This is a genomic window from Pseudomonas sp. XK-1 (assembly GCF_038069885.1).
Classification (GTDB): Bacteria; Pseudomonadota; Gammaproteobacteria; order Pseudomonadales; family Pseudomonadaceae; genus Aquipseudomonas.
Genome location: NZ_JBBPES010000001.1, coordinates 655,633 through 681,871, shown reverse-complemented (window position 1 = coordinate 681,871; position 26,239 = coordinate 655,633). Strand labels below are relative to the sequence as shown.

Below are 26,239 nucleotides of genomic sequence, written 5' to 3'. Positions count from 1 at the left end.
GATGTACGGACTATGAAACCCTGGATTCTTGGCCTAACCGGCGGCATTGGCAGCGGCAAGAGCGCGGTGGCGCAACACTTTGTCGACCTGGGCGTGCACCTGGTCGACGCCGACCACGCAGCACGCTGGGTGGTCGAGCCCGGCCGACCTGCGCTGGCCAAGATAGTCGAGCACTTTGGCGGCGATGTGCTGCAAGCCGACGGCCAGCTCGATCGCAGCGCCCTGCGCGCACGGATCTTCGCCGACAGCGATGAACGGCGCTGGCTGGAAGCCTTGCTGCATCCGCTGATAGGCCAGGAAATCATAGCCTATCTGGCCCGCGCCGAATCGCCCTATGCGATCCTGGTTTCGCCCCTGCTGATCGAGTCCGGGCAACACCGGCTGACCCAGCGCGTGCTGCTGGTGGACGCCCCCGAACAACTGCAGATCCAGCGCACCATTGCCCGCGACCAGAGTTCGGCAGAACAGGTGCAGGCCATTCTAAAGGCCCAGGCCAGCCGCAGCGAACGCCTGCAGCATGCCCACGACGTGCTGGTTAACGATCGCGACCTGCACTGGCTACAGGCCGAGGTCGAGCGCCTGCACAACTTTTACCTGACCCTACGCGGAGGCCAAACATGAGCACCACCACCGTCGCCTGCCCAACCTGCGGCGCACCCGTCGAGTGGGGCCCGCAAAGCCCTAGCCGGCCCTTCTGCTCGGAGCGCTGCAAGCTGATCGACCTTGGAGCCTGGGCGTCGGAAGACCACGCCATACCCGGCAACCCGCTGGAAGACGACCTGTTTTCCGGTGAGCTGCCACCGCGCGAGCATTGATCGCTATCCGACCGAGCAGAGTGCCTCAGACGGGCGTGGCCTTGGTGCGCGTGGCGCACCCTACAAGAGCAGCCTAACCTCGCTCTGATCGCGTCTAGGGCCGCATAAAGCCATAGTCGCGCTCATCGTCCAGGTTATCGGCCAGAAATTGCAGCTCGGCCGCCAGGTCGGCAGTGTCGCGCTGCAAACGACTGCGTTCGACCACAGCACTGAGCAGCGCACGCAGGCTCAGCGCGCTATCGAAGCCCTGCTCGCGGGCATGCTGCAGACTCTGCTCAAGCTCCTCTCGGGCCCATTTGTGTACGCCCATCTCACACCTCCTCGATTGCTCCAGCTGGCCGCTGAAAAACCACCTATGCACCTCTGCTAACCGAGCGTGCCAAAGCGGCCGGGGCGCACCTTGATCTGGATCAACCGGCCCGCCTCGATAAGCGCGCCGAAGGAGGCGTTATCACTAGGGACGGTCATCGCCCTTCCAGGGGGCCGCCAGGTAACGCGAGCGATTGAAGGTTTCCAGCCAGTCCGGGTAGAACACCACCAGCGCCGTCACCAGCATGCCGTTGATAAAGGCCTCGGGGAACATCACCAGCCACAGGTAGCCGATAAAGTCCCCCAGCCAGGGCGGCATGGGGAACAGGCCATCCATCCACAGCACCGCGAACCCCGCGCCAATGCAGAGCAATACCGCCAGGGCCGCGGCAAAGAAACCGCTGAAGAAGATATAGACGAACAGGTTGCGCGGTTGCGCGCGCTCGACCCGCAGCGCACAGATTTCGGTCACCGCCACGGGAATCGCCACCAGCAACAGGCCATTGACGCCCAGGGCCGCCAGATCCTGCCGCCCCAGCGCGACCATCCCCAGCTGCGCGACAAAACCGGCCAAGACCGCCAGGGGCCAGTCCAGCAGCAGGGTCACCGCCGTCATGCCGATAAAGTGGTAGGACAGGCCGGAATCGAAATCGCGCCGCACCAGCCATAGCAGAAAGAGCACCAGGGCCGTCCCGCCCAGCAGATGCTGCCGACGCAGATCGCTGAACAACTCCAGCCAGGGCGCACGCCACAGCGCCCAACCCAGCAGCGGCAGATAGAGCAGCCAACCGGTCAGTTGGGTGGTGGGCTGCAACAGTTCGGCAGCGATCATGGTTCCCCCGATAAGCTGACGGTAGAGCGCGCCAGCAACCCGGATCTTGCCTGCGAAAGCAGACGATGAGCAAGGCAGCCCGGCTGCGAATACTGCCCGGACCGGCACAGTCCGGGCAGCATCGGCGGGATCTATCAGCCAAATAGAGCATGGCCACGGGTTCGGCGTCGGATATCTCCCGGATTACGCCATGGCTTATCCGAGCTACCGAGCGCGCTGTAAGGTGGATGACGCCTTCCTTATCCACCTTCACGGCAGAACATCCAACCGCATCAGGGGATACCAACAACCCGGCCGCGCGGCTAAGCTGGCGACATGGACGACTCGGATTATCTGCGCCTGCTTACCCATCAGGCCGAACAAGCCAATGCCTTTCTCTCCAATGCCCGCAAATGGGAGCGTGAGCGTTGGGTATGCCAGCGCCTGCTGCAGGCACTCAACGTCAGCCATCGCCTCGACGAATTCAGCGCCGCCCGGCAGGAGCCGCCGGATGTGCTGTTTCGCGACGCCAGCTTTGAGGTGTTCTTTGTGCTGGATGAGGGTCGCCGCCTGAATGACGAATGGCGCGCCGAGCTGGAACGCCGGCGCAGTGCCTTCTCCCTCAGCCAGCTGGTGCGCCGCGAGGCCCGCCCCCGGCGCATCGGCGCGGCGGAACTGCAGCAGCGCCTGAGCCCCACCTTACGCAAAAAGGCCCACAACTATGGCGAGCGCGGCATGGACCTGGGCGAGCTGGACCTGCTCGCCTTTGTCAGCCTGAAGCGCGCCACCCCCGACTTCAACAGCCACTTCCCGCCGCCCACCGAGTTTCTGCGCCAGGGCTGGCGCTCGCTGTCGCTGGTCGGGCCGAATTTCGCCCGGGTGCTGTTTGCCCACCCGGATGCGCCGGACTTCCTGCGCAGCAACCTCGGCCGCAGCGTGATTTTCGATGTAGGGATCAGCCTGTGAGCCCCTTGCAGGAGCTGCTCGCAGCCGTGCCACAACAAGGCCGGGTGCGCTGGATCGGGGTACGCCCAGCAGCGCGGGCTGAGATGCTCGAACTACAAGCAGTGGAAGCCCGTCGTGAAGCCGGCCTGACCGGCGACCACAGCCGCCCGGGCCTGCACAATGCCCGGCAGGTCACGCTGATCCAGTGGGAGCATCTGGCAGTCATCGGCGCACTGCTCGAACGCCCGCCCGAGCAGCCGATCACCCCGCAGGAGCTGCGCCGCAATATCGCCATCAGCGGTATCAATCTGTTCAGCCTCAAGGGCCGGCGCTTTCGCCTCGGCCAGGCGATCCTGCAGACCACCGGCTGGTGCCAGCCCTGCGCGCGCCTGGAAGAGCGCCTGGGCAGCGGCACCTTTCAGGCCGTACGCGGGCATGGCGGCATCACGGCGCGGGTACTCCAGGGCGGCATTATTCGCCTGAATGACTTACTGTGCGTTGAGCCGCTGTAAGGCTCACCGCTAGAATGCCCACCATTGCTCGCAAGCCCCCACCGCTTGCCCCGAGCCAGCGAGGATCTTTATGTCCAGCCGCCTGAACCCTGATGACCAGAAGCGCGTCGAACACTATCTGAGTGCCCCGCAGCACCAGATCGAGCGTCAACCCTTCAGGGTCTGGCGTTTGCTGATGGTGATCATTGTCGTCGTGATCGGGCTGGGCCTGTTAAGCCGTCTTCTGAGTCGTCTGGTGCTATGAGCTGCATTGCGCTCGCCCATGTCGACTCGCCACGTTTTCCTAAAAGCCTTGTGAGTGTCACAAATGACTCATCGAATAGTAATTGTCGGCGGTGGTGCTGGCGGTTTGGAGCTGGCCACCCGCCTGGGTAGAACCCTGGGTAAGCGCGGCCAGGCCCAGATAACCCTGGTCGACGCCAACCTCACCCATATCTGGAAACCCCTGCTGCACGAAGTCGCCGCTGGCTCGCTGAACTCCTCGGTGGACGAGCTGAACTACGTGGCCCAGGCCAAGTGGAACCACTTCGAGTTCCAGCTCGGGCGCATGGCCGGCCTTGATCGCGGCGAACGGCGGGTGCGCCTGGCTGCCACCCTGGATGATGACGGCACCCCGCTGATGCCCGAGCGCGAACTGAGCTACGACAGCCTGGTGATCGCCGTCGGCAGCACCACCAACGACTTCGGCACCCCTGGCGCGGCCGAGCACTGCCTGTTTCTCGATACCCGCGAGCAGGCCGAACGCTTTCACCACCAGCTCCTCAGTCATTACCTGCGCGCCCATGCCAGCCAGGACAGCAATACCGAGATCGTCAACGTGGCCATCGTCGGCGCAGGGGCCACCGGCGTCGAGTTGGCCGCCGAGCTGCACCACGCGGCCCACGAACTGGCGGCCTATGGCCTGAACAGCATTCACCCGGAAAATATGCGCATCACTGTGATCGAAGCCGGCCCACGGGTACTGCCCGCCCTGCCGGAGCGCATCGGCAAGCCGGTACACAAGACCCTGGAGAAACTCGGGGTCACCGTGCTGACCGGTGCCGCGGTCAGCCAGGTTACCCGCGACGCCCTGCACACCGCAGGGGGCCAGGAGATTCCCGCCAGCCTCAAGGTCTGGGCCGCCGGCATCCGCGCCCCGAGCTTCCTCAAGGACCTTGACGGCCTGGAGAGCAACCGCATCAACCAACTCCAGGTCAAACCCAGCCTGCAGACCACCCGCGACGACAATATCTTCGCTTTCGGCGACTGTGCAGCCTGCCCGCAACCCGGCAGCGACGGCAAGAACGTGCCACCGCGCGCCCAGGCGGCGCACCAGCAAGCCTCGCTACTGGCCAAGTCGCTGAAGCTGCGCATCGAAGGCAAGGCCCTGCCGGAATATCGCTACCGCGATTATGGCTCGCTGATCTCGCTGTCGACCTTCTCTGCGGTGGGCAACCTGATGGGCAACCTGACCGGCAGCGTGATGCTCGAAGGCTGGCTGGCGCGGATGTTCTACGTGTCGCTGTACCGCATGCACCAGATCGCCCTCTACGGCACCGTACGCACCCTGCTGATGATGCTGGGCGACCGCATCGGCCGCAGCACCGAGCCGCGGCTCAAGCTGCACTGACGGTCACGAATTATCGGCTCACCGTAGGGTGGATTAGCGGCGCTAAGCGCAGAGCGACCAGGCACAGCAAGTGTGGCGCGCCGCGTAACCCACCAGGCTATCGCCCGAGTTGCGCCTGGGGTGCAATTGCGATTATCAGCTGCGGATACCGGTAGGAGCGGCCTTGGCCGCGATGCGTTTCGCGGGCATGGGACCGCCCCCGCTCCTACACCCAGTGCTGCTGACAGCACTGGTTTAACCTCGCGCAGCGACGCGCCTGAAAGGTTACCGCCATAAATCGCAGGCAATAAAAAACCCGCACTAGGCGGGTTTTTTATCATTCAAGCGAACTTGAAATGGTGGGTCGTGTGGGATTCGAACCTACGACCAATTGGTTAAAAGCCAACTGCTCTACCAACTGAGCTAACGACCCAAAAATGGTCGGGGTAGGGGGATTCGAACTCCCGACATCCTGCTCCCAAAGCAGGCGCGCTACCGGACTGCGCTATACCCCGATGAAAGATTGGCTCCGCGACCAGGACTCGAACCTGGGACCCAATGATTAACAGTCATTTGCTCTACCGACTGAGCTATCGCGGAACTACTTGCTTCCTTTCTCAGAAACTTGAACCGGTTGTTAAATCGTTTCGCGTGTCTGAGGCGCGCCATTTTACGTTTCCGCGCGCGCCTGTCAACCCCTTAAAATGCTTTTACTACAATGATTTGCAGTCGAGTGGCTGGCTGCTATATCTAACCTGGCCTGCACCTAACGCGGGGCGCACCGGCCACCCGGCATACAACAGGACAGTGCATGAGCAACCAGGGCCAACCACCACATCCTCCGAACACCCTGCATAGCCTTGCCAGCCGTGGCATCCAGCCACGTTTTGGCGAATTGGCGCAGCATTGCCGCAAGCTGATGATGAACCACCTCGCCGAACACCTGGGCGGCGTCTTCACCCAGATCGACGACACCCTGTTCACCCTCGCGGACAAGGCCGAGAGCAATCAGCTGCAAAGCCTGTTCTTCGACAACATGCGCGAAATCCGCAAACAGCGCCCGCAGATCGAGCGCAGCTATCACCAGCAGATCGCCCGCAACTTCTCCGATTTCTTTAGCGGCCAGCTCAAGCCGCCCACCAGCACCGAGGCTGTGGATGCCGAGCAGCTGGTACTGGTGCAGAACGAGGATTACGAGGAAAGCCTGCAGATCATCAATATGGTCAGCCGGATGAAAGCCCACTGCGCACAGCCCCTGTTCGCCCTGGAGCAACGCCTGGCGCAACTCAGCAACGGGCAAAAGCTCGACGAAGACAACAACCCCTTCGGCCCGCAGATGATCGCCCAGGCCTTTCGCCTTGCACTGGCCCCCTGCCCCTTTCCCCTGCGCATCAAGATCGTTCTCTATACGCTGTTCGACACCCAGGTCATGGACAGCCTGGAAGGCCTCTACGCCACCCTGAGCCAGCGCCTGATCGAAGCCGGCGTGCTGCCCGAACTCAAGTACAACGCGCAGCGCCAGGCCAGTCCCGCGCGCAAGGCCGCCCCTGCACCGCCCAGCCAAGCAGAGAGCAGCGCAATACCCCGGCCATCCAGCACCCAACCAAGCCCGCCAGCCCGCACCACAGCGCCCATGCCACCCTATCGAGGCGAGGTGCCACCTAGCGACCCAGTGGAGCTGCTGGGTAGCCTCGCAGCCCTGCTGGGCGAGTTCCGCCAGCGCGACCGCGACGCCAGCCTGCCGGACGGTACGCGCAGCATGGCCAGCCTGACGCCACGCAACGCTACGCGCACCTACAGCGCCCGCGAACTGCTCGACGCCCTGAACCGCATGCAACGCCAGTCGGCCCAGGAGCTTGCACAGCACCTGCACCAGCCGCTGCCGGTGGATGGCCTCAAGGAGACCCTGCAACAGCAGCTGCAGGCGCACAGCCTGCTTCCCGCCGAACATCGGGTTGCCGACCCGGAAGCCGACGTGATCGACCTGGTCGGCATGCTGTTCGACTTTATTCTCGACGACGACAACCTGCCCGACAGCTGCAAGACCACCCTATCCCACCTGCACACGCCCTATCTAAAAGTGGCCCTGCAGGACAAAGCCCTGTTCACCCAGCATCACCACCCGGCGCGCCGCCTGCTCAACGCCATGGCCCAGGCCGGCGTGCTCTATGGCGGCGAAAGCGAGGAAGGCGGCCTGCAGGCGAAAATGCAGTGGGTGGTGGAACGGGTGGTCCATGACTTCGCCACCGACCTGCAGCTGTTCGACAGCCTGCTCGAGGAGTTCAATGCCTATGTCGCCACCCTCAGGCACAAGGTAGAGCTACGCGAGCGGCGCGCCGTGCAGGCCGCCAAGGGTCGCGACAAGCTTCTCGGCGCACGCCAGCGCGCGCTGGCGGTGATTGCCGCCTGCCTGCACGAACGCAGCCTGCCGAGCATCATCCACAACTTCCTCGAACTGACCTGGGCCGACGCCCTGGTATTCGTGTGGCTGCGCCATGGCGAAAACAGCCATGAGTGGCGACGCGCCTGCGAGGTCGCCGAGCAGTTGGCCTGGAGCGGTACTGCGCTCGACCAAGCCGGCCGTGAACGCCTGCAGGCCCTGCGCATCGCCCTGCTGGACGACCTGCGCAAGGGCCTGGAACTGCTCGGCGGCTACCATGAGGACGGCATCCGCCGCCTGCTGCAGGACCTGGTGGCCTGTCAGCATGCGGTGCAGGGCAAACAGCCCCAGCTGGCCGAGCGTCTCAAGCCGCTACCAGTGGAAAGCCAGCTCGGCACCCTGCTCGGCGAGGATGCGCCACTGGCCATCCCGGCAGCGCGCGACGCCAACCTATCGCCACGTGCCCAGGCGCTGGTCAGAGAACTGCAACAACTCGAATTCGGCACCTGGTTCGAGTTTGGCAGCGGCGAGCAACTGCAGGCCCTCAAGCTCTCCTGGTTCAGCCCGATCACGGACAACTACATGTTCGTTGACCACAGCGGCCAGCGTGCGGCCATCAAACCCCTGCAGCAACTGGCCCGGGAAATGGAGCAGGGGCTGGCGCGCATCATCCCCGCAGAACGCGACGCGCCCCTGGTGGATCGCGCGCTGAATGCCATTTATCGCGTACTGCAGCGCTTTAGCGGACGCCCCGACGAGCCGCAGGAATAAGGAACCCGTATGGATGACGAACGCCGTCAGCACAATCGACAGCACACCGAACTGCAGCTGGAAGTTTTCGAGCAGCACACCGGCCAGCGCCTGGGGCGGGTGGTCGATCTCTCGGCCGATGGTTTTATGCTGTTCAGCGATAGGCCACAGGCCGCCGACCAACTAGTGGAGTGCCGCCTGCTGAGCGAACAGGTGATCGAGGGCGTGGGCGAGATCAACTTCGTCGCCGACTGCCTGTGGAGCCGCCCAGGGGCCGACGGCCAGCACTGCTGGGCGGGCTTTCATATCATCGAGCTGGCGCAGGACCAGGCCGCGGCCCTGGAGCTGCTGCTTAGGCAGCTCTGAATATTCAGGTATCGCGAGACGCTGCGGTGCGCACGGCCTGGGCGGCCCCGCGCCACCCTACGGAGCCCGGTCAGCGCCGCCCCCGTACCAGCACAGGTTGTGTGGGAGTAGGCGCTTGTGTAGGAGCGGGCTTGCCCGCGAGCTTTTCCCCCGAGCCACTGCGCAGATACGCAAAACCAGCGCTCGCGGCTAAAGCCCCTCCCACAGGCCAGCGCACATCCGTGGGAGGGGCTTTAGCCGCGACAAAAAAACACCCCACCCGGCTTAAGCCGGGTGGGGTGTTTTTATTGCCGGAAATGCTGCGACCGGTCAGCTGAAGACGATCTCCTCGCCCTCGACCCGACCGGTAACGCTGCTACCGGGGGCGAACTGGCCAGCCAGAATCAGCTGCGCCAGCGGGTTTTCGATCCAGCGCTGCACCGCCCGCTTGAGTGGCCGCGCACCATAGACCGGGTCGTAGCCGACGGCGATCAGCTTGTCCAAGGCCTCGTCGGTCAGCTCCAGGCTCAACTCGCGCTCGGCCAGACGCTGGCGCAGGCGGCCCAGCTGGATCTGCGCGATACCGGCGATCTGCTCGCGGGCCAGCGAGTCGAACACCACCACCTCGTCGATGCGGTTGACGAACTCGGGGCGGAAGTGGCTGCTCACCGCATCCATCACCGCCGCGCGCTGAGCCTCACGGTCGCCGGCCAACTCCTGGATCTGTGCCGAACCGAGGTTGGAGGTCATGACGATCACGGTGTTCTTGAAGTCCACGGTGCGCCCGTGGCTGTCGGTCAGGCGACCGTCTTCCAGCACCTGCAGCAGCACGTTAAACACATCCGGATGAGCCTTCTCCACCTCGTCCATCAGCACCACCGAGTAGGGCTTGCGACGCACCGCTTCGGTCAGGTAACCGCCCTCCTCGTAGCCGACATAGCCCGGCGGCGCGCCGATCAGGCGAGCCACCGAGTGCTTCTCCATAAACTCGGACATGTCGATGCGTACCAGCGCCTCTTCGGTGTCGAAGAGGAATTCGGCCAACGCCTTGCACAGCTCGGTCTTGCCGACCCCGGTCGGGCCGAGGAAGAGGAAGGAACCACTGGGCCGGTTGGGGTCGGACAGCCCGGCGCGGGAACGCCGCACGGCGTTGGCCACGGCGACTACCGCCTCGTGCTGGCCTATCACCCGCTGGTGCAGCAGGCCTTCCATCTTCAATAGCTTGTCGCGCTCGCCCTCGAGCATCTTGCTCACCGGGATGCCGGTCCACTTCGACACCACTTCGGCGATCTCTTCCTCGGTGACCTTGCTGCGCAGCAGCTGATTCTCGGTCTTGCCATGCTGGTCGACCATCTGCAGGCTGCGTTCCAGATCCGGAATGATGCCGTACTGCAGCTCGGCCATGCGCGCGAGGTCGCCCTTGCGCCGCGCCGCTTCCAGCTCCTGACGGGACTGTTCGATCTTCTGCTGGATCTGCGCCGAGCCCTGCACCTCGGCCTTTTCCGACTTCCAGATATCTTCCAAGTCGGCGTACTCGCGCTCCAGCCGGGCGATGTCTTCGTTGAGCTTGGCCAGGCGTTTGATCGCCGCCTCGTCGTCTTCCTTTTTCAGCGCCTGGGCCTCGACCTTGAGCTGGATCAGGCGACGCTCCAGGCGGTCGAGCACTTCCGGCTTGGAGTCGATTTCCATGCGGATGCGGCTGGCCGCCTCGTCGATCAGATCGATGGCCTTGTCCGGCAGCTGGCGGTCGGTGATGTAGCGGTGGCTGAGCTTGGCCGCAGCGATGATCGCGCCGTCGGTGATGGCCACCTTGTGGTGCACCTCGTAGCGTTCCTTGAGGCCGCGCAGAATGGCAATGGTGTCCTCCTCGCTCGGCTCGTCGACCAGCACCTTCTGGAAGCGCCGCTCCAGGGCCGCGTCCTTCTCGATGTACTGGCGGTATTCGTTGAGCGTGGTGGCACCGACGCAGTGCAGCTCGCCGCGGGCCAGGGACGGCTTGAGCATATTGCCGGCGTCCATGGCACCTTCGGCCTTACCGGCACCGACCATGGTGTGCAGCTCGTCGATAAACAGGATGATCCGCCCTTCCTGTTTGCTCAGTTCGTTGAGCACCGCCTTGAGGCGCTCCTCGAACTCGCCGCGGAACTTGGCCCCGGCGATCAGCGCGCCCATGTCCAGGGACAGCAGGCGCTTGTCCTTGAGGCCATCCGGCACTTCGCCATTAACGATGCGCTGGGCAAGGCCCTCGGCGATAGCGGTCTTACCCACCCCTGGTTCGCCAATCAGCACCGGGTTGTTCTTGGTGCGCCGCTGCAGCACCTGGATGGTACGGCGGATCTCGTCGTCGCGACCGATCACCGGGTCGAGCTTGCCCTCCTCGGCGCGCTTGGTCAGGTCGATGGTGTATTTATCCAGAGCCTGGCGGTTTTCCTCGACATTGGGATCATTCACCGCATCGCCGCCGCGCAGGTTGCTCACGGCGTTTTCCAGAGCCTTCTTGCTCACGCCCTGGCCGAGCAGCAATTTGCCCAGCTTGGTGTTTTCGTCCATGGCGGCGAGCAGCACCAGCTCACTGGAAATGAATTGGTCACCCTTCTGCTGCGACAGACGGTCGGCCTGGTTGAGCAGGCGCGCCAGATCCTGGGACAGATTGATGTCGCCGGTCGGGCTCTGGATCTTGCCCAGGTGATCGAGCTCCTTGGTCAACGCCTTGCGCAGGCTGTTGACGTCGAAGCCCACCTGCATCAGCAGCGGTTTGATCGACCCGCCCTGCTGGTCGAGCAGGGCCTGCATCAGGTGCAGCGGCTCGATGGCGGCGTGGTCCAGGCCCACGGCCAGCGACTGGGCGTCGGAAAGGGCAAGTTGCAGCTTGCTGGTTAAACGGTCAATACGCATGGAGTGTCATCCCTCGGAGTGAAGGCAGGCCGGCACACTGAATCGTGCCTAATGCAGAGAGCCTGCTAGATGAAGAGTAGATGAGGTCGATTGTGCGAGTTTCAAGCAGGCAGGTATTGATATGGGTCATGCGCAGGGCGGCATCGGCGCACAGCGAAAGTCCGTCAGGTCTTAAGCCACACCGATCAACAACGGCGCATTGCCTGCGGCGAATGACATCCTACGAGCCGCTTCAGTCGCCCAGCCAGATCAGGCTGGCGAAACGCCCGGTTTGCGCCGCGCGGCGGTAGGAGTAGAAGCGCGGGTCGTTATAGGTGCAAAAATCGCCGCCATATACCGCCGTCACGCCGCGCGCCGCCAGGCGGATACGCGCCAACTGGTAGATATCGGCCATAAACTTGCCGGCGTTATGGCTGGGGCTGAACGCTTCGGTGGCCTGGGGATGTTGCGCGATAAAGGCCTCGCGCACCTCAGCGCCCACCTCGAAGGCTTGCACTCCAATGGCCGGACCGAGCCAGACCAGCACCTGATCCGCCGGCAGCGCCAGGGCATCCAGGGTCGCTTCCAGCACCCCGGCCGCCAGCCCACGCCAGCCGGCGTGGGCCGCGGCGACCCGAGTGCCGGCCCGATCGCAGAACAGTGCGGGCAGGCAATCGGCGGTCATGATGGCGCACGCCACACCCGGCGTGGCCGACCAGCTGGCATCGGCTTCGACATCCCGCTCGGCTAGCGCCTCAACCACCTGGGTGCCGTGCACCTGACTCAACCAGGCCGGCCGGCAGCCAAGCAAGCTGACCAGACGCTGACGGTTCTTGGCCACCGCCACCGGGTCGTCGCCGACATGATCGCCCAGGTTGAAACTGGCAAAGGGGCCCGCGCTGACGCCACCGGCGCGAGTGGTCACGCAGCTTTTAACCCGTGCTGGGGCCGGCCATTGCGGCGTCAGCCAGTCGTGCGCCAAGTGCCCACTCACCCGATAAAGGCCTCGCGATCCTGACGCAGCAGCGTCAGCAACCAGACGAAATCATCCGGCAGCGGCGACTGCCACTTCATCCGCTCACCGGTAATCGGGTGATCCAGTTCGAGAAAACGCGCATGCAGGGCCTGGCGCGGAAACTCCTTGAGGGTTTGCACCATATTCTGGTTGGCCGCCGGCGGAATGCGGAAACGCCCACCGTAGACCGGGTCGCCCACCAGGGGGTAACCGATATGGCTCATATGCACGCGAATCTGGTGGGTGCGGCCGGTTTCCAGCTTGACCCGCGTATGGGTGTGCGAGCGAAAGCGCTCCAACACCCGGTAATGGCTGACCGCCGGCTTGCCGCCGTCGCTCACCGCCATGCGCTGGCGCTGCGAGGAGCTACGGCCGATCGGTGCGCTGATCTTGCCGCCGGAGGTGATCACACCGATCACGATGCACTCGTAGATGCGGCTGACCGTGCGTTTCTGCAACTGATCGACCAGGCGGGTCTGCGCCTCGATGGTCTTGGCCACCACCATCAGGCCGGTGGTGTCCTTGTCCAGACGATGGACGATGCCCGCACGCGGCACATTGATAATGTCCGGCACATGATGCAGCAGAGCATTGAGCAAGGTGCCATCGGCATGCCCGGCCGCCGGATGCACCACCAGGCCGGCGGGCTTGTTGATCACCAGAATCTGCTCGTCTTCGTAGACGATATCCAGCGCGATGTCCTGGGCCACCCACTCGCCCTGGGCTTCCTGCTCGGCCTTGAGCGCCAGCAGCGCGCCACCGTGAACGATGTCGCGCGGGCGCAGCACGGCACCATCGACGGTCAGCAGACCCTCTTTGATCCAGGCAGACAAACGCGAACGCGAGTGCTCGGCGAACAGTTGTGCGGCGACTTGATCGAGGCGTTGACCGCCCATTTCATAGGGCACCTCGGCGTTCAGTTCTATGGTCTGGATATTGATAGAGGGCATGCTCGGTAACAGATGGGCTGTAGCTTTTGGTTTCGGCTACACGCTTGTGGTTAAATACGGCGTCTTTGCCCCAGGGATACCGGGGGCGCTCATCATAACAGGACGGCTTTGCTCAAGACAGCCGCCGTCACAGGGACGCAAGCCGCCATGCAAGTGAAACACCTGCTGCTGATCGCAATCCTCGCCCTCACCGCCGCCTGCTCATCCAAAGAGGTGGTCGACGAAAACCTGAGCGAGGCCGAACTGTACCAGCAGGCACAGGCCGATCTGGACAACAACAGCTATAACAGCGCCGTTGCCAAGCTCAAGGCCCTGGAGTCGCGCTACCCCTTCGGCCGCTATGCCGAACAGGCCCAGCTTGAACTGATCTACGCCTACTACAAGAACGTCGAGCCGGAAGCCGCCAAATCCGCGGCGGACCGCTTTATCCGCCTGCACCCGCAGCATGCCAACGTCGACTATGCCTACTACCTCAAGGGCCTGGCCTCGTTTGACCAGGATCGAGGCCTGGTGGCCCGTTTCGTGCCGCTGGACATGACCAAGCGCGACCCCGGTGCCGCCCGCGACTCCTACAACGAGTTCGCCCAGCTCACCAGCCGCTACCCGACCAGCCGTTATGCCGCGGACGCCAAGCAGCGCATGATCTACCTGCGCAACCTGCTGGCCGCCTACGAAATCCATGTGGCGCACTACTACCTGACCCGCAGCGCCTATGTCGCCGCCGCCAACCGCGGCCGCTATGTGGTGGAAAACTTCCAGGAAACCCCGGCAGTCGGCGATGGCCTGGCGGTGATGACCGAAGCCTATCAGCGCCTGACCCTGGATGACCTGGCCGCCACCAGCCTGGAAACCCTCAAGCTCAACTACCCGGACCACCCGAGCCTGGTCGATGGCCAGTTCGTGCCGCGTGAAGAGGAAGCCGATACCCGCTCCTGGCTGGCCAAGGCCACCCTGGGCCTGATCGAGAGCGATACGCCGCTGCCACCGGGCGAGACCCGCGCCAGCCAGGACGTGATCCGCCAGTACGAAGATGCCGAACAGCAGATTCCAGCAGACCTGAAAGGCGATAGCGCCGAAGAAAGCAAGGGCCGCTCCTGGTTCAGCTATATGACCTTCGGCCTGTTCGACTAAGCCGCGCAACGCACTAAAAAAGGGAGGCCAGTGGCCTCCCTTTTTTATTGGCTATGTACCACCACCGTGTTGATTTCAAGCCAAGCCGCTTAATTGCGCAGGGGCCTGACTGCGTAGGGTGCGCCGCGCGCACCATCTCCGGCTCGAACCCCGCCCTCAAGAGCCGCATCGCCACAGAGCGTGGACATGGCTTTTGTTTAAGACACCGGCCCTGTGATGCACTGCGCGATTGCACGGCGTACGCTGATCAGCCCCCTCAGTCGCCGATACGCCAGCCCGAGGTGATGGGGTAACGGCGGTCGCGACCGAAGCCCCGCTGGGTCACCCGCACGCCCACCGCTGCTTGCCGCCGCTTGTACTCGTTGAGATCGACCAGGCGCAGCACGCGCTTGACCGTATCCTCGTCGAAACCTTCGGCGATGATCGCATTGGCCGACAGGTCATACTCGACATACAGCTTGAGGATTTCATCGAGCACCGGGTAGGGTGGCAGCGAGTCTTCGTCTTTCTGGTCCGGGGCCAATTCGGCCGATGGCGGACGGTCGATAACCCGCTGCGGGATCACCGCGCCCAGACGGTTACGGTATTCGCAGAGACGGAACACCAGGGTCTTGGGCACATCCTTGAGCACATCGAAGCCGCCGGCCATATCGCCGTAGAGGGTGGCATAGCCCACGGCCATCTCGCTCTTGTTGCCGGTGGTCAGTACCAGATAGCCCTTCTTGTTGGAAATCGCCATCAGCAGCGTGCCGCGGCAGCGTGCCTGCAGGTTTTCCTCGGTGGTGTCGCGGCCCAGGCCGGCAAACACCGGGGCCAGGGTGCCCATAAAGGCCTCGACCATGGGCGCGATAGGCAATACCCGGTAGGTCACACCCAGCGCTTTGGCTTCGGCTTCGGCATCCTCCAGGCTGATCTGGGCGGTGTAGTGGTAGGGCATCATCACCGCCTCGACCCTCTCCGCGCCCAGGGCATCGCTGGCCACCGCCAGGGTCAGGGCCGAGTCGATACCGCCCGACAACCCCAGCAGCACGCCCTTGAAACCGTTCTTCTGCACATAGTCGCGCACGCCCATCACCAGGGCCTGATAAACGCTGGCTTCAAGCTCCGGCAGCTCGGCACAACTGGCCGCGCGGGGGTGAACCTGCTCGTCGTCGAGCTGCAGGTCGACCGGATACAGCCCCTCGGTAAAGGCCACCGCCCGCTGAGTCACCTTCCCTGCGGCATCGACCACGCAACTGCCGCCATCGAACACCAGCTCGTCCTGACCGCCGACCTGGTTGACGTAGATGATTGGCATGCCGCCCTCGACCGCCCGCTCGGCCAGCACCTCTTCCCGTTCACGCTGTTTTTCCAGGTGGTAGGGCGAGGCATTCATGCTCAGCATCAGCTGTGCTCCGGCGGCCCGCGCCTGAGCCATGGGTTCGGCAAACCAGATGTCTTCGCAAATGCTCAGGGCCACGGCCACGCCCTTGATATCCAGCACGCAGGGCTGATCGCCGGACTCGAAATAACGCTTCTCGTCGAATACCCGGTAATTCGGCAGTTTCTGCTTGTAGTAGCGCGCCAACAGCTGGCCGTCGGCGATCACCGCGCAGGCGTTATAGCGCAGCTCATCCTCCAGCCAGGGATAGCCGACCACCATATAGATGCCGCGCACCTCGCCCTGCAGGCGCTGCAGGGCCTGCTCGATACGCAACTGCATGCTCGAGCGCAGCAGCAGGTCCTCGGGCGGATAGCCGCACAGGGCCAGCTCGGGAAATACGATCACATCGGCCTGCCACTGATCGCGGGCACTGCAGGCCGACTCGATAATCCGCTCGACATTGCCGTGTACGTCGCCTACACGCAAATTCAACTGGGCCATCACGACCCGCAGGGTTTGGCTCATGGCCGCCTCCGTCAAAGAAATTCGAGCCGCGACAACTGCCCAGGGCCGCGCCGCGATAAGGTGGTCATTGTCCCGCATCGCCCCCCACGGAAACAACGCACAGCTCAATGTTTCGCCGCTGTGCTGACACCGCCGGGTTAGCTAAACTGCCGTTCTATTACCGAGAAGAGCGCACCATGGGTTTGTTCCGCTTGCTGTTCTGGATCGCCATCATCCTAGCCGCCTTCTGGCTCTGGCGACGCTTTACCCGCCCGGCTCCGCGCCGGCCGAAAGACCCTGCCGACAGTGCCCAGCCGATGGTGCGCTGCGAACACTGTGGCGTGCATATCCCACGCATCCACGCATTGCCCAAAGACCAGCACTGGTATTGCAGCCAGGCGCATCTGCAGCAAGGTCCCAAGACCGGTGAGCGCTGACGCCCTGCCCCTGAGGGGGGAACAGGGCCGGCGGATTCTGCAGCTCTATCACCTGTATCGCCTGGTGATCAGCTCCGCCCTGGTGCTGCTGGTGTTCAGCGACATGGATGCCCAGTTACTGCAACTGGCCCACCCTGAACTGTTCCGTAACGGCAGCTGGCTGTATCTGGCCCTCAATTGCCTGACCCTGATCCTGGTGCGTCGCCCCACGCACCTGGCCCAGGTGTTCGGCCTGGCGCTGGTAGACGTGACGCTGCTGTCCGCCCTGTTCTACGCCGCTGGAGGTACGCCCAGCGGTATCGGCAACCTGCTGATTGTGGCGGTGGCGATTGCCAATATCCTCCTGCGCGGGCGAATTGGCCTGCTGATCGCCGCCCTCGCCGCCATCGGCATGATTTTCCTGACTTTCTACCTCAGCCTGAGTCGGCCGGCCGCCTCGGCCCAATACGTGCAGGTCGGAGCCCTGGGCACCCTGTGCTTCGCCGCCGCGCTCTTCGTCCAGGGCCTGACCCGCCGCCTTCAGGCCAGCGAAAACCTGGCCGAACAGCGCGCCGCCGACGTGGCTAACCTGGAAGCCCTCAACGCCCTGATCCTGCAGCGTATGCGTACCGGCATTCTGGTACTGGACGAACAACACCGGGTGCTGCTGGCCAATCAGGGGGCCAACCACTTGCTCGGGCATACCGAACTGACCGGCAAGATCCTCGACCCGCACTGCCCGGAACTGATCAAGCGCATGCAGGCCTGGTCGCACAACCCCAGCCTGCGCCCCGGCAGCCTGCAGGCCGCCCCCCACGGCCGCGTATTGCAGCCCAGCTTTATCGCCCTGCAGCGCGGCGAGCAGCGCCACACCCTGGTTTTTCTCGACGATATTTCGCAAATCGCCCAACAGGCCCAGCAACTCAAGCTTGCCTCACTCGGCCGCCTGACCGCCGGCATTGCCCATGAAATTCGCAACCCACTGGGGGCCATCAGCCATGCCGCGCAACTGCTACAGGAGTCGGAAGAGCTGCACGGCCCAGACCTGCGCCTGGCGCAGATCATTCAGGACCACTCGCGGCGGATGAACCTGGTAATCGAAAACGTGCTGCAACTGTCGCGTCGACGCCAGGCCGAACCCCAGCTGCTCGACCTGAAATACTGGCTGCACCGCTTCGCCAGCGAATTTCGCAGCAGCGCCAAGCCAGGCCAGACCCTGCACCTGGAGACCGCGAGCGGCAGCATCCAGACACGCATGGACCCCCACCAGCTCAACCAGGTGCTGAGCAATCTGGTGGAAAACGGGCTGCGCTACAGCGCGAAAAAGAACGCCCAGGGTCAGGTCTGGTTGAAGCTGTTCCGCGACCCGGACAGCGATCTGCCTATACTGGAAATCCTCGATGACGGCCCCGGGATCGCCGAAGAGCAATTGCATCACCTGTTCGAGCCCTTCTACACCACGGAAAACAAGGGCACCGGCCTGGGTCTGTATATTTCCCGTGAACTGTGCGAAAGCAATCAAGCCCACCTTGACTATAAACTGCGCGAAGCGGGCGGTAGCTGCCTGCGCATCACCTTCGCCCACCCGCGTAAACTGAGCTGACCATGACCCGCCAGAGAGCCCTGATTGTCGACGACGAACCGGATATCCGCGAACTCCTGGAAATCACCCTGGGGCGGATGAAGCTGGACACCCGCAGCGCGCGCAACGTCAAGGAAGCCCGGGAGTGGCTGGGCAAAGAAAGCTTCGACCTGTGCCTGACCGATATGCGCTTGCCCGACGGCACCGGCCTGGAGCTGGTGCAGCATATCCAGCAGCGCCACCCGCAAGTGCCCGTGGCGATGATTACCGCCTACGGCAGCCTGGACACTGCCATCAATGCGCTCAAGGCTGGGGCTTTTGACTTTCTGACCAAGCCGGTTGACCTCGGCCGCCTGCGCGAACTGGTCGCCACCGCCTTGCGCCTGGGCAGCAGCGCAGGCGAGGAACGGCCGGTGGACAGCCGCCTGCTCGGTGACTCGCCGCCGATGAAGGCCTTGCGCAAGCAAATTCTCAAACTGGCTCGTAGTCAGGCCCCGGTGTATATCAGCGGCGAGTCGGGCAGCGGCAAGGAACTGGTGGCGCGCCTGATCCACGAGCAGGGCCCGCGCTGCGAGCAGCCCTTTGTCCCGGTCAACTGCGGGGCCATTCCCACCGAGCTGATGGAAAGCGAATTCTTCGGCCACAAGAAAGGCAGCTTTACCGGTGCCATCGAAGACAAGCAGGGGCTGTTCCAGGCGGCCCATGGCGGCACCCTATTTCTCGACGAAGTGGCCGATCTGCCTCTGCCGATGCAGGTCAAGCTGCTGCGGGCGATCCAGGAAAAGGCCGTACGCGCCGTGGGCGGCCAACAGGAAACCGTGGTGGATGTGCGCATCCTCTGCGCCACCCACAAGGACCTGGCAGGCGAGGTCAGCGCCGAGCGCTTTCGCCAGGATCTCTACTACCGCCTCAATGTGATCGAGTTGCATGTGCCGGCTCTGCGCGAGCGCCGCGAGGACATCGCCCTGCTGGCCGAGATCATGCTCAAGCGCCTGGCCGAAGGCACAGGTCTAAGCCCAGCCAAACTCGACGACGACGCCCTGGAGAAGCTCAAGAGCTACCGCTTCCCGGGCAACGTCCGCGAGCTGGAAAACATGCTCGAGCGCGCCTACACCCTGTGCGAGGACGACCGCATTAGCGCCGGCGACCTGCGCCTGACCGACGCCTGTGGCCCCAGCGAGAACGGCGAAACCAGCCTGGCCCAGATCGACAATCTGGAAGACCACCTGGAAGACATCGAACGCAAACTGATCATGCAGGCCCTCGAAGAAACCCGCTGGAACCGCACCGCCGCCGCCCAGCGCCTGGGTCTGAGCTTCCGCTCGATGCGCTATCGATTAAAGAAACTCGGTATCGATTGAACACGCACCAACTGATGTAGAAGCCAGCTTGCTGGCGATCGACGCACCCGGATCGCCAGCAAGCTGGCTCCTACCACCGCGCAAGAGGCTAGGCGGGAGCCGGTAAGAGCCTCGCCGGCGCATAGGGCATCGGATCGAGAATCGGCTCGCGCCCCAGCAGCAGGTCCGCCAGCAACTGGCAGGACGCTGGGGCCAGCACCAGGCCATTGCGGAAATGCCCGCAGTTCAACCACAGCCCCTCGTGCCCCGGCACCGGTCCGATAAAGGGAATGCCCTCGGGCGAGCCCGGGCGCAACCCGGCCCAATGCCCCACCACTTCCGCGCCGGCCAGCGCCGGCAGGAGTTCGACGGCCGACGCCTTGAGGCTGGCCAGGGCGTCCTCGGTCGGGGTCTTGTCGAACTCGGCATGCTCGAGGGTGCTACCCACCAGGATATGGCCATCGCGCCGCGGGATCGCATAACGCCCCTTGGCCAGGACCATCGCCGGGAGAAAGTCCTCGGCGCACTTGTAGAGGATCATCTGCCCCTTTACCGGCACCACCGGCAGGGCCAAGCCCAGTGTCTTGATCAGCTCGCCGCTCCAGGCTCCCGCCGCCAGCACCACCTGATCGGCACGCATCTCACCCTGCGCGGTTTGCACCCCACAGATACGCCCGTGCTCGCGCACAAAACCGGTCACCGCGCACCGCTCATGCACGCTCACATTCGGCAACTGCTGCAAGGCCGCACGCAGGGCCTTGATCAGCCGTGGATTGCGCACATTGGCCACATCGGCCATCTGGATGGCATGGCTGAAACCCGACGCCAACGGCGGCACCGCCTGCTGCACCGCCGTCATCGCGACCTGGCGCAGCGGCCGTTGCTCGCGAGCGGCCCAGGCCAATGCCTCGGCCTCATCCTCGAGATCCAGCCAGTACAGGCCGGTGACATGCACCTCGGGATCAACCCCGGTCTGCGCCAGCAGCCGCTCGCCAAGGTGCGGGTAAAAGTCCTGCGACCAATGGGCCAGTGCCGTAACAGCCTGACCATAACGCCAGGGATACAGCGGCGAGACTATACCGCCGCCAGCCCAGGAAGACTCTCGCCCCAGCTGACCTTGCTCCAGCAGACAGACCTGCGCCCCCGCTTCGGCCAGAGCATAGGCCGAAAGCAAACCGATAGCGCCGCCGCCGACGATCAGGACCTGCATATATCCTCCATAAAAAACGGGCCGCAAAGGCGGCCCGTTATACGTCATTGCGCCCGCGCAAGGCTACCAGCACTCATCCACGGCACGCACTGCATCGTCCAGGGTTTGCGCCCCGGTATGGGAAATGCGGAAATCGCCACAGGTATCGCCCGCCATCCGGTTAGTCCGCGAAGCCTGCAGCACAAAGGATGTTGCAGTGGGGTTGCCCTCTGCGGCAATGGTGTAGTTAGCCGTGCCTGACCCAGGTGCCTGAGTGGCAAATACCGCGGCCAAGTCGCCATCTGCATCCAGGTAGGTACCCTGCAGCGAATAATAACGCTCCAGGGCCTGAGCCCCCTCCAGCAGCGCCGACTTGGCTTCGGCGCGCTTGGCCCTGTTCATATATTCCGTGTAGTTGGGGTAGGCGATCGCAGCCAGAATGCCGATCACCGCAATGACTATCATCAACTCGATCAGGGTAAAACCCTTCACCCTAATCATCGGATCTGATTCCAGGATTGGCGGCCATCCATGACATTCAAGGTATTGGCTGCAGGCACGCAATCCTCGATACCGGTGCCACGACAGAGCCAGTACTTCTTGCCGTCAAGCAGGTCGAAAGAGCCCGTCGGGATACCATTGCTCGACCCGATACCGGAAACCGGCAGTTCGTTGCCGTTGCTATCGACGACGCTGTCCGCCTCGTTGAACTTGCCGTCCTTGTTCAGATCGAACAGCACATAGTTCAGACGCCCACCCGTTGCCAGGTCGACCACCATGGTCCAACCAGAGCCGCCGGCCTGACAGGGGTCGGCCGAAGGAATAGCCGTTTCGAAGACCAGACGATCGAGCAGAATTCTTGGCGCAAACAGCACTCGCTCGCCCTCCGCGCCCACGACCGGGGACTGCAGGTCAAGGTACCAGCCACGCTTGCTGGTCCAATCGATACCGGCAGGATCCGTCGGCGCGTCCAGCGCACGCACCTCACGGTTGAAGGCCGTACCCTCGAAGATAATGGAACGCCCCTCGAGCGCCGAGCGCCCACTAAAGGCAATCGAGGCCCCGGTAGTGCTGGGTTTATCCCAGATGCCGTAAAAGGTTTGCACCTGTTTGTCACTGACATCGCCCACGGTATACATACGCCCCGTGCCGAAGTAGACGATCACCCCATTCACAGCACCGTCAGGGTGGTAGGCGATCTCCGGTTTGACCGTGATCGCCTGGCGCTTGCCCGACGCATCGGTGGCCACATACAGAGGCTGCGGCTCGCCGCCGGATTTCAGGCTGACCTGGAAGTCGTCGATCCCAGAGCCATTGCTCTTGAGATCGAACTTCCACAGGTTGCCATTGAGATCACCGGCAAACACATCCTTGACGTAGATATTGCCATCGCCATCCGTTGCATAGACGAAGGATGGGCTCGACAACCCGCCCGTTGCGCTACCTGCTCGGACCTTGTTGACTGCGCCGGTGGCCAGGTTGACGATAAACAGCACCGAGTCGTCCGTGCTGCTGCCGTGACCATTGCCGAAGATCGCCGCCCAGGTGCCGTCCTTCATTCGCCCGACCAGGGGCTCGCCAAAGTTGTAGCCAAGATCGGCATCATCCTTGATCTCCCAGAGCACCTTGCCCGCCGTAAAGCCGCCGGCAGCACTGCTATCGGTAACATCCAGGGCGAACACGCTCTTGCCACCCGCTCCCAGACTACCCAGCAGCACCGTCTTCCAGGCCCCATCGAGTATGGCGTCGCGCACATGCAGCTTGCCGTCAACGTAATAGCGGTGCTTGTAATCAGTAGATGCCAGCTCCTTGATACTAGGTAGTACACCCTGGGGCATATAAGCGAAGAGTTCATTGCCGGTATTGGCGTTGAATGCATGCAGGAAGCCGTCATTAGCTCCGACGAACAGGGTCGGTGCCTTGCTGGCTTTCGCTGCCACAAACTCGGCATAGGTCTGCCCGCTGGAGGGCAACGGCACACGGCCATTGAAGCCCCAGTCCTGCTTGTTGGCGATGACCAGGGTGGAGTTGACGATATCGCCGAGCACGGTGCTGCGTTTGCGGTACTTGAGGCCGGCCGGCGTCTCGTTGACGCGATTGCCCATCAGGTATTCGAAAAGTGCTTGGCTATTGTCGAAATGGGCCTTCATCGGCACCGACAGACTACTCCAGGTCAGCGCTACGCCGGCACTGCCATCATGGGAGAACAGGTTACGCGACGGATAGCTCAGCAGGCTGCTGGCCTCCCAGATCTGCTTGAAAACTATCCCCGTGCTGGTCTGCGTAGGCTGCTTGGCCAGGAGCTTGCCCGACCAGTCGGCAGTGGAATACAGCGCCTCATAAACCAGGGTATCGCTGTCCAGGCGGCGGGCCGTCGGCACAGCCGCGGTATTGGACCCCGTGCGCTCGGCAACCGCTGACAGGGTGTCGCCCAGAGCAGTGGCGAACTGCTGCGGGTTCTGGGCATTGAAGAACCCGCCACGGCCATTGATACCGGCATGCAAAAGATCGTCGATCTTGGCAGCACTGTTGACGGCAGGCCGTGGATCGAGCCAGTTGATCACCGCACCTGTCTTCACCGCATCGAAAGCCGTATCGGGATTAACAGCGCCCGACACCCCAAGCCCAACCCCGAATGTCACCATGTGCTGCCAGAAAGCAGGGTTCGCGGGGTCGGTGGGTACAAGATTGGCAAGTGCCGAATGCAAATCGCGATTCCAGTAATACATGGCGACATCGGCCAGCGTATCGGGATAGCTATCACTGAAAGGTGCCTTAGGTGCATAGCTGTATGACTGACCGTCAGGTCCACTGATTGTCGGCCCATTCTTGTTATCCACATTCTCCTGGGCAGCGCTGTCGGATGCCGAGTCACCATTCCAGTAACCGTCAGTGGTCAGGATGGTGTAACTCTGCCGACAGGCATACTCCGCCCCCCCGGTCTCACCGGGAGTCGAACTCCATGGGCCAAAATCATTGGTCTGGCTGTAATACTTGCCCGCGTCACCCAACGCCTTGCGCAGGGGAGTGCCGCCATCGGCGCTTGCGCCATAGAGCCACTGGAAGAAATCAGTGCGACCCGTGCCTTCGAAACGCTTGACGCCCTTGACTACAGTGCCGGACTGGTTGATTGCGCCATAACCCACACGAATCTCGCCGGTCTGGCCATCGAAGGCACTGCCGGTACCCGCTTTGGCCGCCATAAGGCGCGTGCGGTAATAGGAAAACCAGTTGGCAAAGTTCTGCTTATCCGCCTCGGCGATAGTCACCCGGGTATAGCAGGTGTTGCTCAGCACATTCGTGCAGCCGGCGCTTTGCTGGTAATAGAACGCCGCGCGTGGACTACCGACATAGAAGTAATCCTTGCGCCCATTGGTATAGGCATCACGGTGGAAAATCATCTGAAACGCCGTGGACAGATTGACCACTTCGCTGATGCTGCGATAACCGTCAACCTTGGCCGCGGTAAAACTGGCCTGAGCAAAGCTCGGTGGCGGCGCATAGGTGACCGCCGGGTCGAAGTAGACCTTGTTCACCGCAGAGGAAAACAGGTAGCGCTTGCCGCTCTCCGCGCACTGGTAGTAATAGTCGCTACCCGAGCGAGAGAGGTACGAGCAGTCACTTCGCGAGATATCCTGCTTGATTTCATCCGGCATATAGGCCCATTCCATGGAGCCGGAGTCGTCGAGCAGGAACATGATATTGGGCTCGACCTGCCCGCCCAGGCTCAAGGGCACCTGCGCTGGAGCAAAGGCGGCCACAGCGCTCTGGCTTACCGCGAAGGTCAGCAGGCCGGCAAATAGCGCGCGGGCAGCAAACAGGCGTTTTGACATATTCATCTCAGCATCCTTCTGATCAATTCTGACCGCGAATGGCAATCGCAACGGTGGAGCGCAGGCGTACTTCGATATCGCCACTGCCGTAGCCGGTGGCCTCGACATTGAACAGGTAGGTTCGGCTCAGGCAGTCGAATGCCCGATTCTCAGCTATCGAGCCATCGGTCTCGCAGACATAGGAGGTAGAGCTTCCAGAGCTGCCATAGAAGTTGCTGACTTCACAGATCGGCTGCTTCGGCTTGCCGATCAGATCGGCGGGGGGCGACCATTGCGCCGCGGTGACATCAGGGCAGGCCGTGACCGCCTGAAACAGCAGAGTCGGATCGGCACTCGCGGCCACCTGCTCGCGCACATAGGCTTCGCCGACGCGAAGTGAAGCCTCTGCCGCCTGGAAGGCCTGGTTGTAGTCGCGCGCACCGCCGGCCATACGCTCCTGCAGCGTGCTGCTGGACATTGACGAAACACCGATCATTGTCAGCACCAGTAGCATCACGAGGCACAACAACAAAACGGCACCTTTCTGTTTTTGCCTATCCATTTGTTGCCTCACTAATCGATTCGGTTACGCAGCGCCACCACGGTGCTGAACACTTGGCGCATGCGACCGTCCGCCGCAACAGCCGCCCCGTCGAACTCGACAACCTGCTCCTGAGCCCCCGGAGCATTACTGTCGCTGACCATCAGCAAATCGATTTTCACCGTACGCACATCGCCCCAGCGGTTGGCCGCCTCGACTTCCGCAGGGGTCAGGTAACTCTGCACGCCAACGCTGCTCGCCATGGCAACGCCATAGCGAGTGCGCAGGGATTCGACCCCCTCGACGACCTCCATGGTCTGCGCGGGGATGGTCGACACATCGCGCACATACAGCGCGCGAATCGACTGCCCCGTCGCCCCGGTCCGGCCGGTGTCGGCCACATAGAAAATCCTGCTGCTGAAACCGGCAACCCGCGCTGGGGCGGTGAAAGCAATATCGGAGAATTTGAAGCCACCGCAAGAAGCCGCCTTATCGTTATTACCAGCGGCATGGGTCAGCGTCACATTGCCACTGCCCGTAGCATTGGGCTTGTTGGTCACGCGAATGATCACAGCCTTTTCCAGGTCCATGATCATCACTGCTCGGTTTTGCTGCATGCTGGGGCAATAGCTGGTGACCTGGATATTCGCGTTAATAGAGGGTTTGAGCAGTTCGCCTTCGCTCAGAAAAGCACCACAATTGTCGTTGACGAACAGCGATATCTGATCAGTCCCCACCGCCCCCAGAGCACCTTCGGCAGTAATACGCTGCGCCCAGATGGGACGATTCATCGCATTCCACTCGCTGGCGGCACCATTGGTGCCGACTACGCAGATGCTCTCCTCCGCCAGGCGCACGCCCATCCCCACGCCAGCCGGGCGCATCTCGGCGGCCAGATACTGCAGCGCAAAACGACCATTCTCCTGCAGATGGCCCGTGGCATTCTGTACCAGGAAAGTGTTCTTGTTACTGATAAAGACCTGCAGCACTACGCCACTGATAATGAGCCCAATGACCATCGCCACCATAAGCTCGATCAGGCTCAAACCTCTCTGCGCTCGCATAGA

23 protein-coding genes and 3 tRNA genes are annotated in these 26,239 nt (G+C 62.9%); 12 read left to right on the top strand and 14 right to left on the bottom strand.

Going from position 1 to position 26,239, the window contains the following annotated elements; translation table 11 throughout:
- The first annotated feature begins 12 nt into the window (after positions 1-12).
- On the top strand, positions 13-621 hold the full coding sequence (gene coaE / locus WMW70_RS03015) for a dephospho-CoA kinase (protein WP_341436023.1): 609 nt from the start codon (positions 13-15) through the stop codon (positions 619-621).
- Complete coding sequence (gene yacG / locus WMW70_RS03010) at positions 618-815, top strand: DNA gyrase inhibitor YacG (RefSeq protein WP_341436022.1); 198 nt, start codon at positions 618-620, stop codon at positions 813-815. The genes coaE and yacG overlap by 4 nt, the downstream gene beginning before the upstream one ends.
- Positions 816-909: 94 nt before the next feature.
- Here yacG and WMW70_RS03005 read toward each other — a convergent pair whose 3' ends face one another.
- Together WMW70_RS03005 and WMW70_RS03000 are read right to left on the bottom strand one after the other, a co-directional pair.
- Positions 910-1,125, bottom strand: coding sequence for a hypothetical protein (locus WMW70_RS03005; protein WP_341436021.1), 216 nt, complete (start codon positions 1,123-1,125; stop codon positions 910-912).
- Positions 1,126-1,269: 144 nt separating this feature from the next.
- Entirely contained in the window at positions 1,270-1,956 is a 687-nt protein-coding gene (locus WMW70_RS03000; protein WP_341436020.1) for an energy-coupling factor ABC transporter permease, read from the bottom strand.
- Between the two features lie 315 nt (positions 1,957-2,271).
- Between WMW70_RS03000 and WMW70_RS02995 the strand changes: the two genes are divergently transcribed.
- The 4 genes from WMW70_RS02995 (at position 2,272) to WMW70_RS02980 (ending at position 5,001) form a co-directional block, all read left to right on the top strand.
- Positions 2,272-2,901, top strand: coding sequence for a DUF1780 domain-containing protein (locus WMW70_RS02995; protein WP_341436019.1), 630 nt, complete (start codon positions 2,272-2,274; stop codon positions 2,899-2,901).
- Entirely contained in the window at positions 2,898-3,392 is a 495-nt protein-coding gene (locus WMW70_RS02990) for an MOSC domain-containing protein (RefSeq protein ID WP_341436018.1), read from the top strand. Before WMW70_RS02995 ends, WMW70_RS02990 begins: the two co-directional genes overlap by 4 nt.
- 70 nt (positions 3,393-3,462) lie before the next feature.
- The gene (locus WMW70_RS02985; RefSeq protein WP_325507511.1) at positions 3,463-3,636 is read left to right on the top strand and encodes a DUF3094 family protein; all 174 of its coding nucleotides are present in this window, start codon (positions 3,463-3,465) and stop codon (positions 3,634-3,636) included.
- 63 nt (positions 3,637-3,699) lie between these two features.
- Positions 3,700-5,001: an NAD(P)/FAD-dependent oxidoreductase gene (locus tag WMW70_RS02980; RefSeq protein WP_341436017.1), complete on the top strand. Its 1,302-nt coding sequence runs from the start codon at positions 3,700-3,702 to the stop codon at positions 4,999-5,001.
- Positions 5,002-5,337: 336 nt separating this feature from the next.
- Here the strand turns inward: WMW70_RS02980 and WMW70_RS02975 are convergent.
- The 3 genes from WMW70_RS02975 to WMW70_RS02965 form a co-directional block, all read right to left on the bottom strand.
- Positions 5,338-5,413, bottom strand: a tRNA-Lys gene (locus WMW70_RS02975).
- Positions 5,414-5,418: 5 nt separating this feature from the next.
- Positions 5,419-5,495 (bottom strand) — tRNA-Pro (locus WMW70_RS02970).
- 9 nt (positions 5,496-5,504) lie between these two features.
- Positions 5,505-5,580, bottom strand: a tRNA-Asn gene (locus WMW70_RS02965).
- 211 nt (positions 5,581-5,791) lie between these two features.
- On the opposite strand from WMW70_RS02965, the gene WMW70_RS02960 reads away from it, so the two are divergent.
- Both WMW70_RS02960 and WMW70_RS02955 read left to right on the top strand, forming a co-directional pair.
- Positions 5,792-8,131 (top strand): DUF1631 domain-containing protein, encoded by a 2,340-nt coding sequence (locus tag WMW70_RS02960; protein ID WP_341436016.1) that lies wholly within the window; start codon positions 5,792-5,794, stop codon positions 8,129-8,131.
- Between the two features lie 9 nt (positions 8,132-8,140).
- Positions 8,141-8,476: a PilZ domain-containing protein gene (locus WMW70_RS02955; protein ID WP_341436015.1), complete on the top strand. Its 336-nt coding sequence runs from the start codon at positions 8,141-8,143 to the stop codon at positions 8,474-8,476.
- 309 nt (positions 8,477-8,785) lie between these two features.
- Here the strand turns inward: WMW70_RS02955 and clpB are convergent, their stop codons facing one another.
- From clpB to rluD, 3 genes are all read right to left on the bottom strand, one after another.
- Positions 8,786-11,350 (bottom strand): ATP-dependent chaperone ClpB, encoded by a 2,565-nt coding sequence (gene clpB, locus WMW70_RS02950; protein WP_341436014.1) that lies wholly within the window; start codon positions 11,348-11,350, stop codon positions 8,786-8,788.
- 232 nt (positions 11,351-11,582) lie between these two features.
- Positions 11,583-12,311, bottom strand: a complete 729-nt coding sequence (gene pgeF / locus WMW70_RS02945; RefSeq protein WP_341436013.1) for a peptidoglycan editing factor PgeF — start codon at positions 12,309-12,311, stop codon at positions 11,583-11,585.
- A gap of 8 nt (positions 12,312-12,319) precedes the next feature.
- Positions 12,320-13,294: a 23S rRNA pseudouridine(1911/1915/1917) synthase RluD gene (gene rluD / locus WMW70_RS02940; RefSeq protein WP_341436012.1), complete on the bottom strand. Its 975-nt coding sequence runs from the start codon at positions 13,292-13,294 to the stop codon at positions 12,320-12,322.
- A gap of 147 nt (positions 13,295-13,441) precedes the next feature.
- On the opposite strand from rluD, the gene WMW70_RS02935 reads away from it, so the two are divergent.
- A complete protein-coding gene (locus WMW70_RS02935; protein ID WP_341436011.1) occupies positions 13,442-14,425 on the top strand; it encodes an outer membrane protein assembly factor BamD in 984 nt (327 codons plus the stop codon).
- A 256-nt stretch (positions 14,426-14,681) separates the two neighbouring features.
- Here WMW70_RS02935 and WMW70_RS02930 read toward each other — a convergent pair whose 3' ends face one another.
- The gene (locus WMW70_RS02930) at positions 14,682-16,313 is read right to left on the bottom strand and encodes an NAD+ synthase (protein ID WP_341436010.1); all 1,632 of its coding nucleotides are present in this window, start codon (positions 16,311-16,313) and stop codon (positions 14,682-14,684) included.
- A 176-nt stretch (positions 16,314-16,489) separates the two neighbouring features.
- Here WMW70_RS02930 and WMW70_RS02925 point away from each other — a divergent pair, with 176 nt between their 5' ends.
- From WMW70_RS02925 to WMW70_RS02915, 3 genes are read left to right on the top strand one after another with little or no spacing between them, the layout of a single operon-like run.
- The gene (locus tag WMW70_RS02925; RefSeq protein WP_341436009.1) at positions 16,490-16,729 is read left to right on the top strand and encodes a PP0621 family protein; all 240 of its coding nucleotides are present in this window, start codon (positions 16,490-16,492) and stop codon (positions 16,727-16,729) included.
- Positions 16,719-18,311: a sensor histidine kinase gene (locus tag WMW70_RS02920; RefSeq protein WP_341436008.1), complete on the top strand. Its 1,593-nt coding sequence runs from the start codon at positions 16,719-16,721 to the stop codon at positions 18,309-18,311. The genes WMW70_RS02925 and WMW70_RS02920 overlap by 11 nt, the downstream gene beginning before the upstream one ends.
- Before the next feature lie 2 nt (positions 18,312-18,313).
- On the top strand, positions 18,314-19,651 hold the full coding sequence (locus tag WMW70_RS02915) for a sigma-54-dependent transcriptional regulator (protein ID WP_341436007.1): 1,338 nt from the start codon (positions 18,314-18,316) through the stop codon (positions 19,649-19,651).
- Positions 19,652-19,739: 88 nt separating this feature from the next.
- Here WMW70_RS02915 and thiO read toward each other — a convergent pair whose 3' ends face one another.
- The 5 genes from thiO to WMW70_RS02890 form a co-directional block, all read right to left on the bottom strand.
- Positions 19,740-20,840 carry a glycine oxidase ThiO gene (gene thiO, locus WMW70_RS02910; RefSeq protein ID WP_341436006.1) on the bottom strand — a complete coding sequence of 367 codons (1,101 nt, stop codon included), beginning with the start codon at positions 20,838-20,840 and terminating at the stop codon, positions 19,740-19,742.
- A gap of 63 nt (positions 20,841-20,903) precedes the next feature.
- On the bottom strand, positions 20,904-21,320 hold the full coding sequence (locus tag WMW70_RS02905; RefSeq protein WP_341436005.1) for a type IV pilin protein: 417 nt from the start codon (positions 21,318-21,320) through the stop codon (positions 20,904-20,906).
- The gene (locus WMW70_RS02900) at positions 21,317-24,658 is read right to left on the bottom strand and encodes a pilus assembly protein (RefSeq protein ID WP_341436004.1); all 3,342 of its coding nucleotides are present in this window, start codon (positions 24,656-24,658) and stop codon (positions 21,317-21,319) included. Before WMW70_RS02900 ends, WMW70_RS02905 begins: the two co-directional genes overlap by 4 nt.
- A gap of 16 nt (positions 24,659-24,674) precedes the next feature.
- On the bottom strand, positions 24,675-25,193 hold the full coding sequence (locus WMW70_RS02895; RefSeq protein ID WP_341436003.1) for a pilus assembly PilX family protein: 519 nt from the start codon (positions 25,191-25,193) through the stop codon (positions 24,675-24,677).
- A gap of 11 nt (positions 25,194-25,204) precedes the next feature.
- Positions 25,205-26,236 (bottom strand): PilW family protein, encoded by a 1,032-nt coding sequence (locus WMW70_RS02890; protein ID WP_341436002.1) that lies wholly within the window; start codon positions 26,234-26,236, stop codon positions 25,205-25,207.
- Between the last annotated feature and the right edge of the window lie 3 nt (positions 26,237-26,239).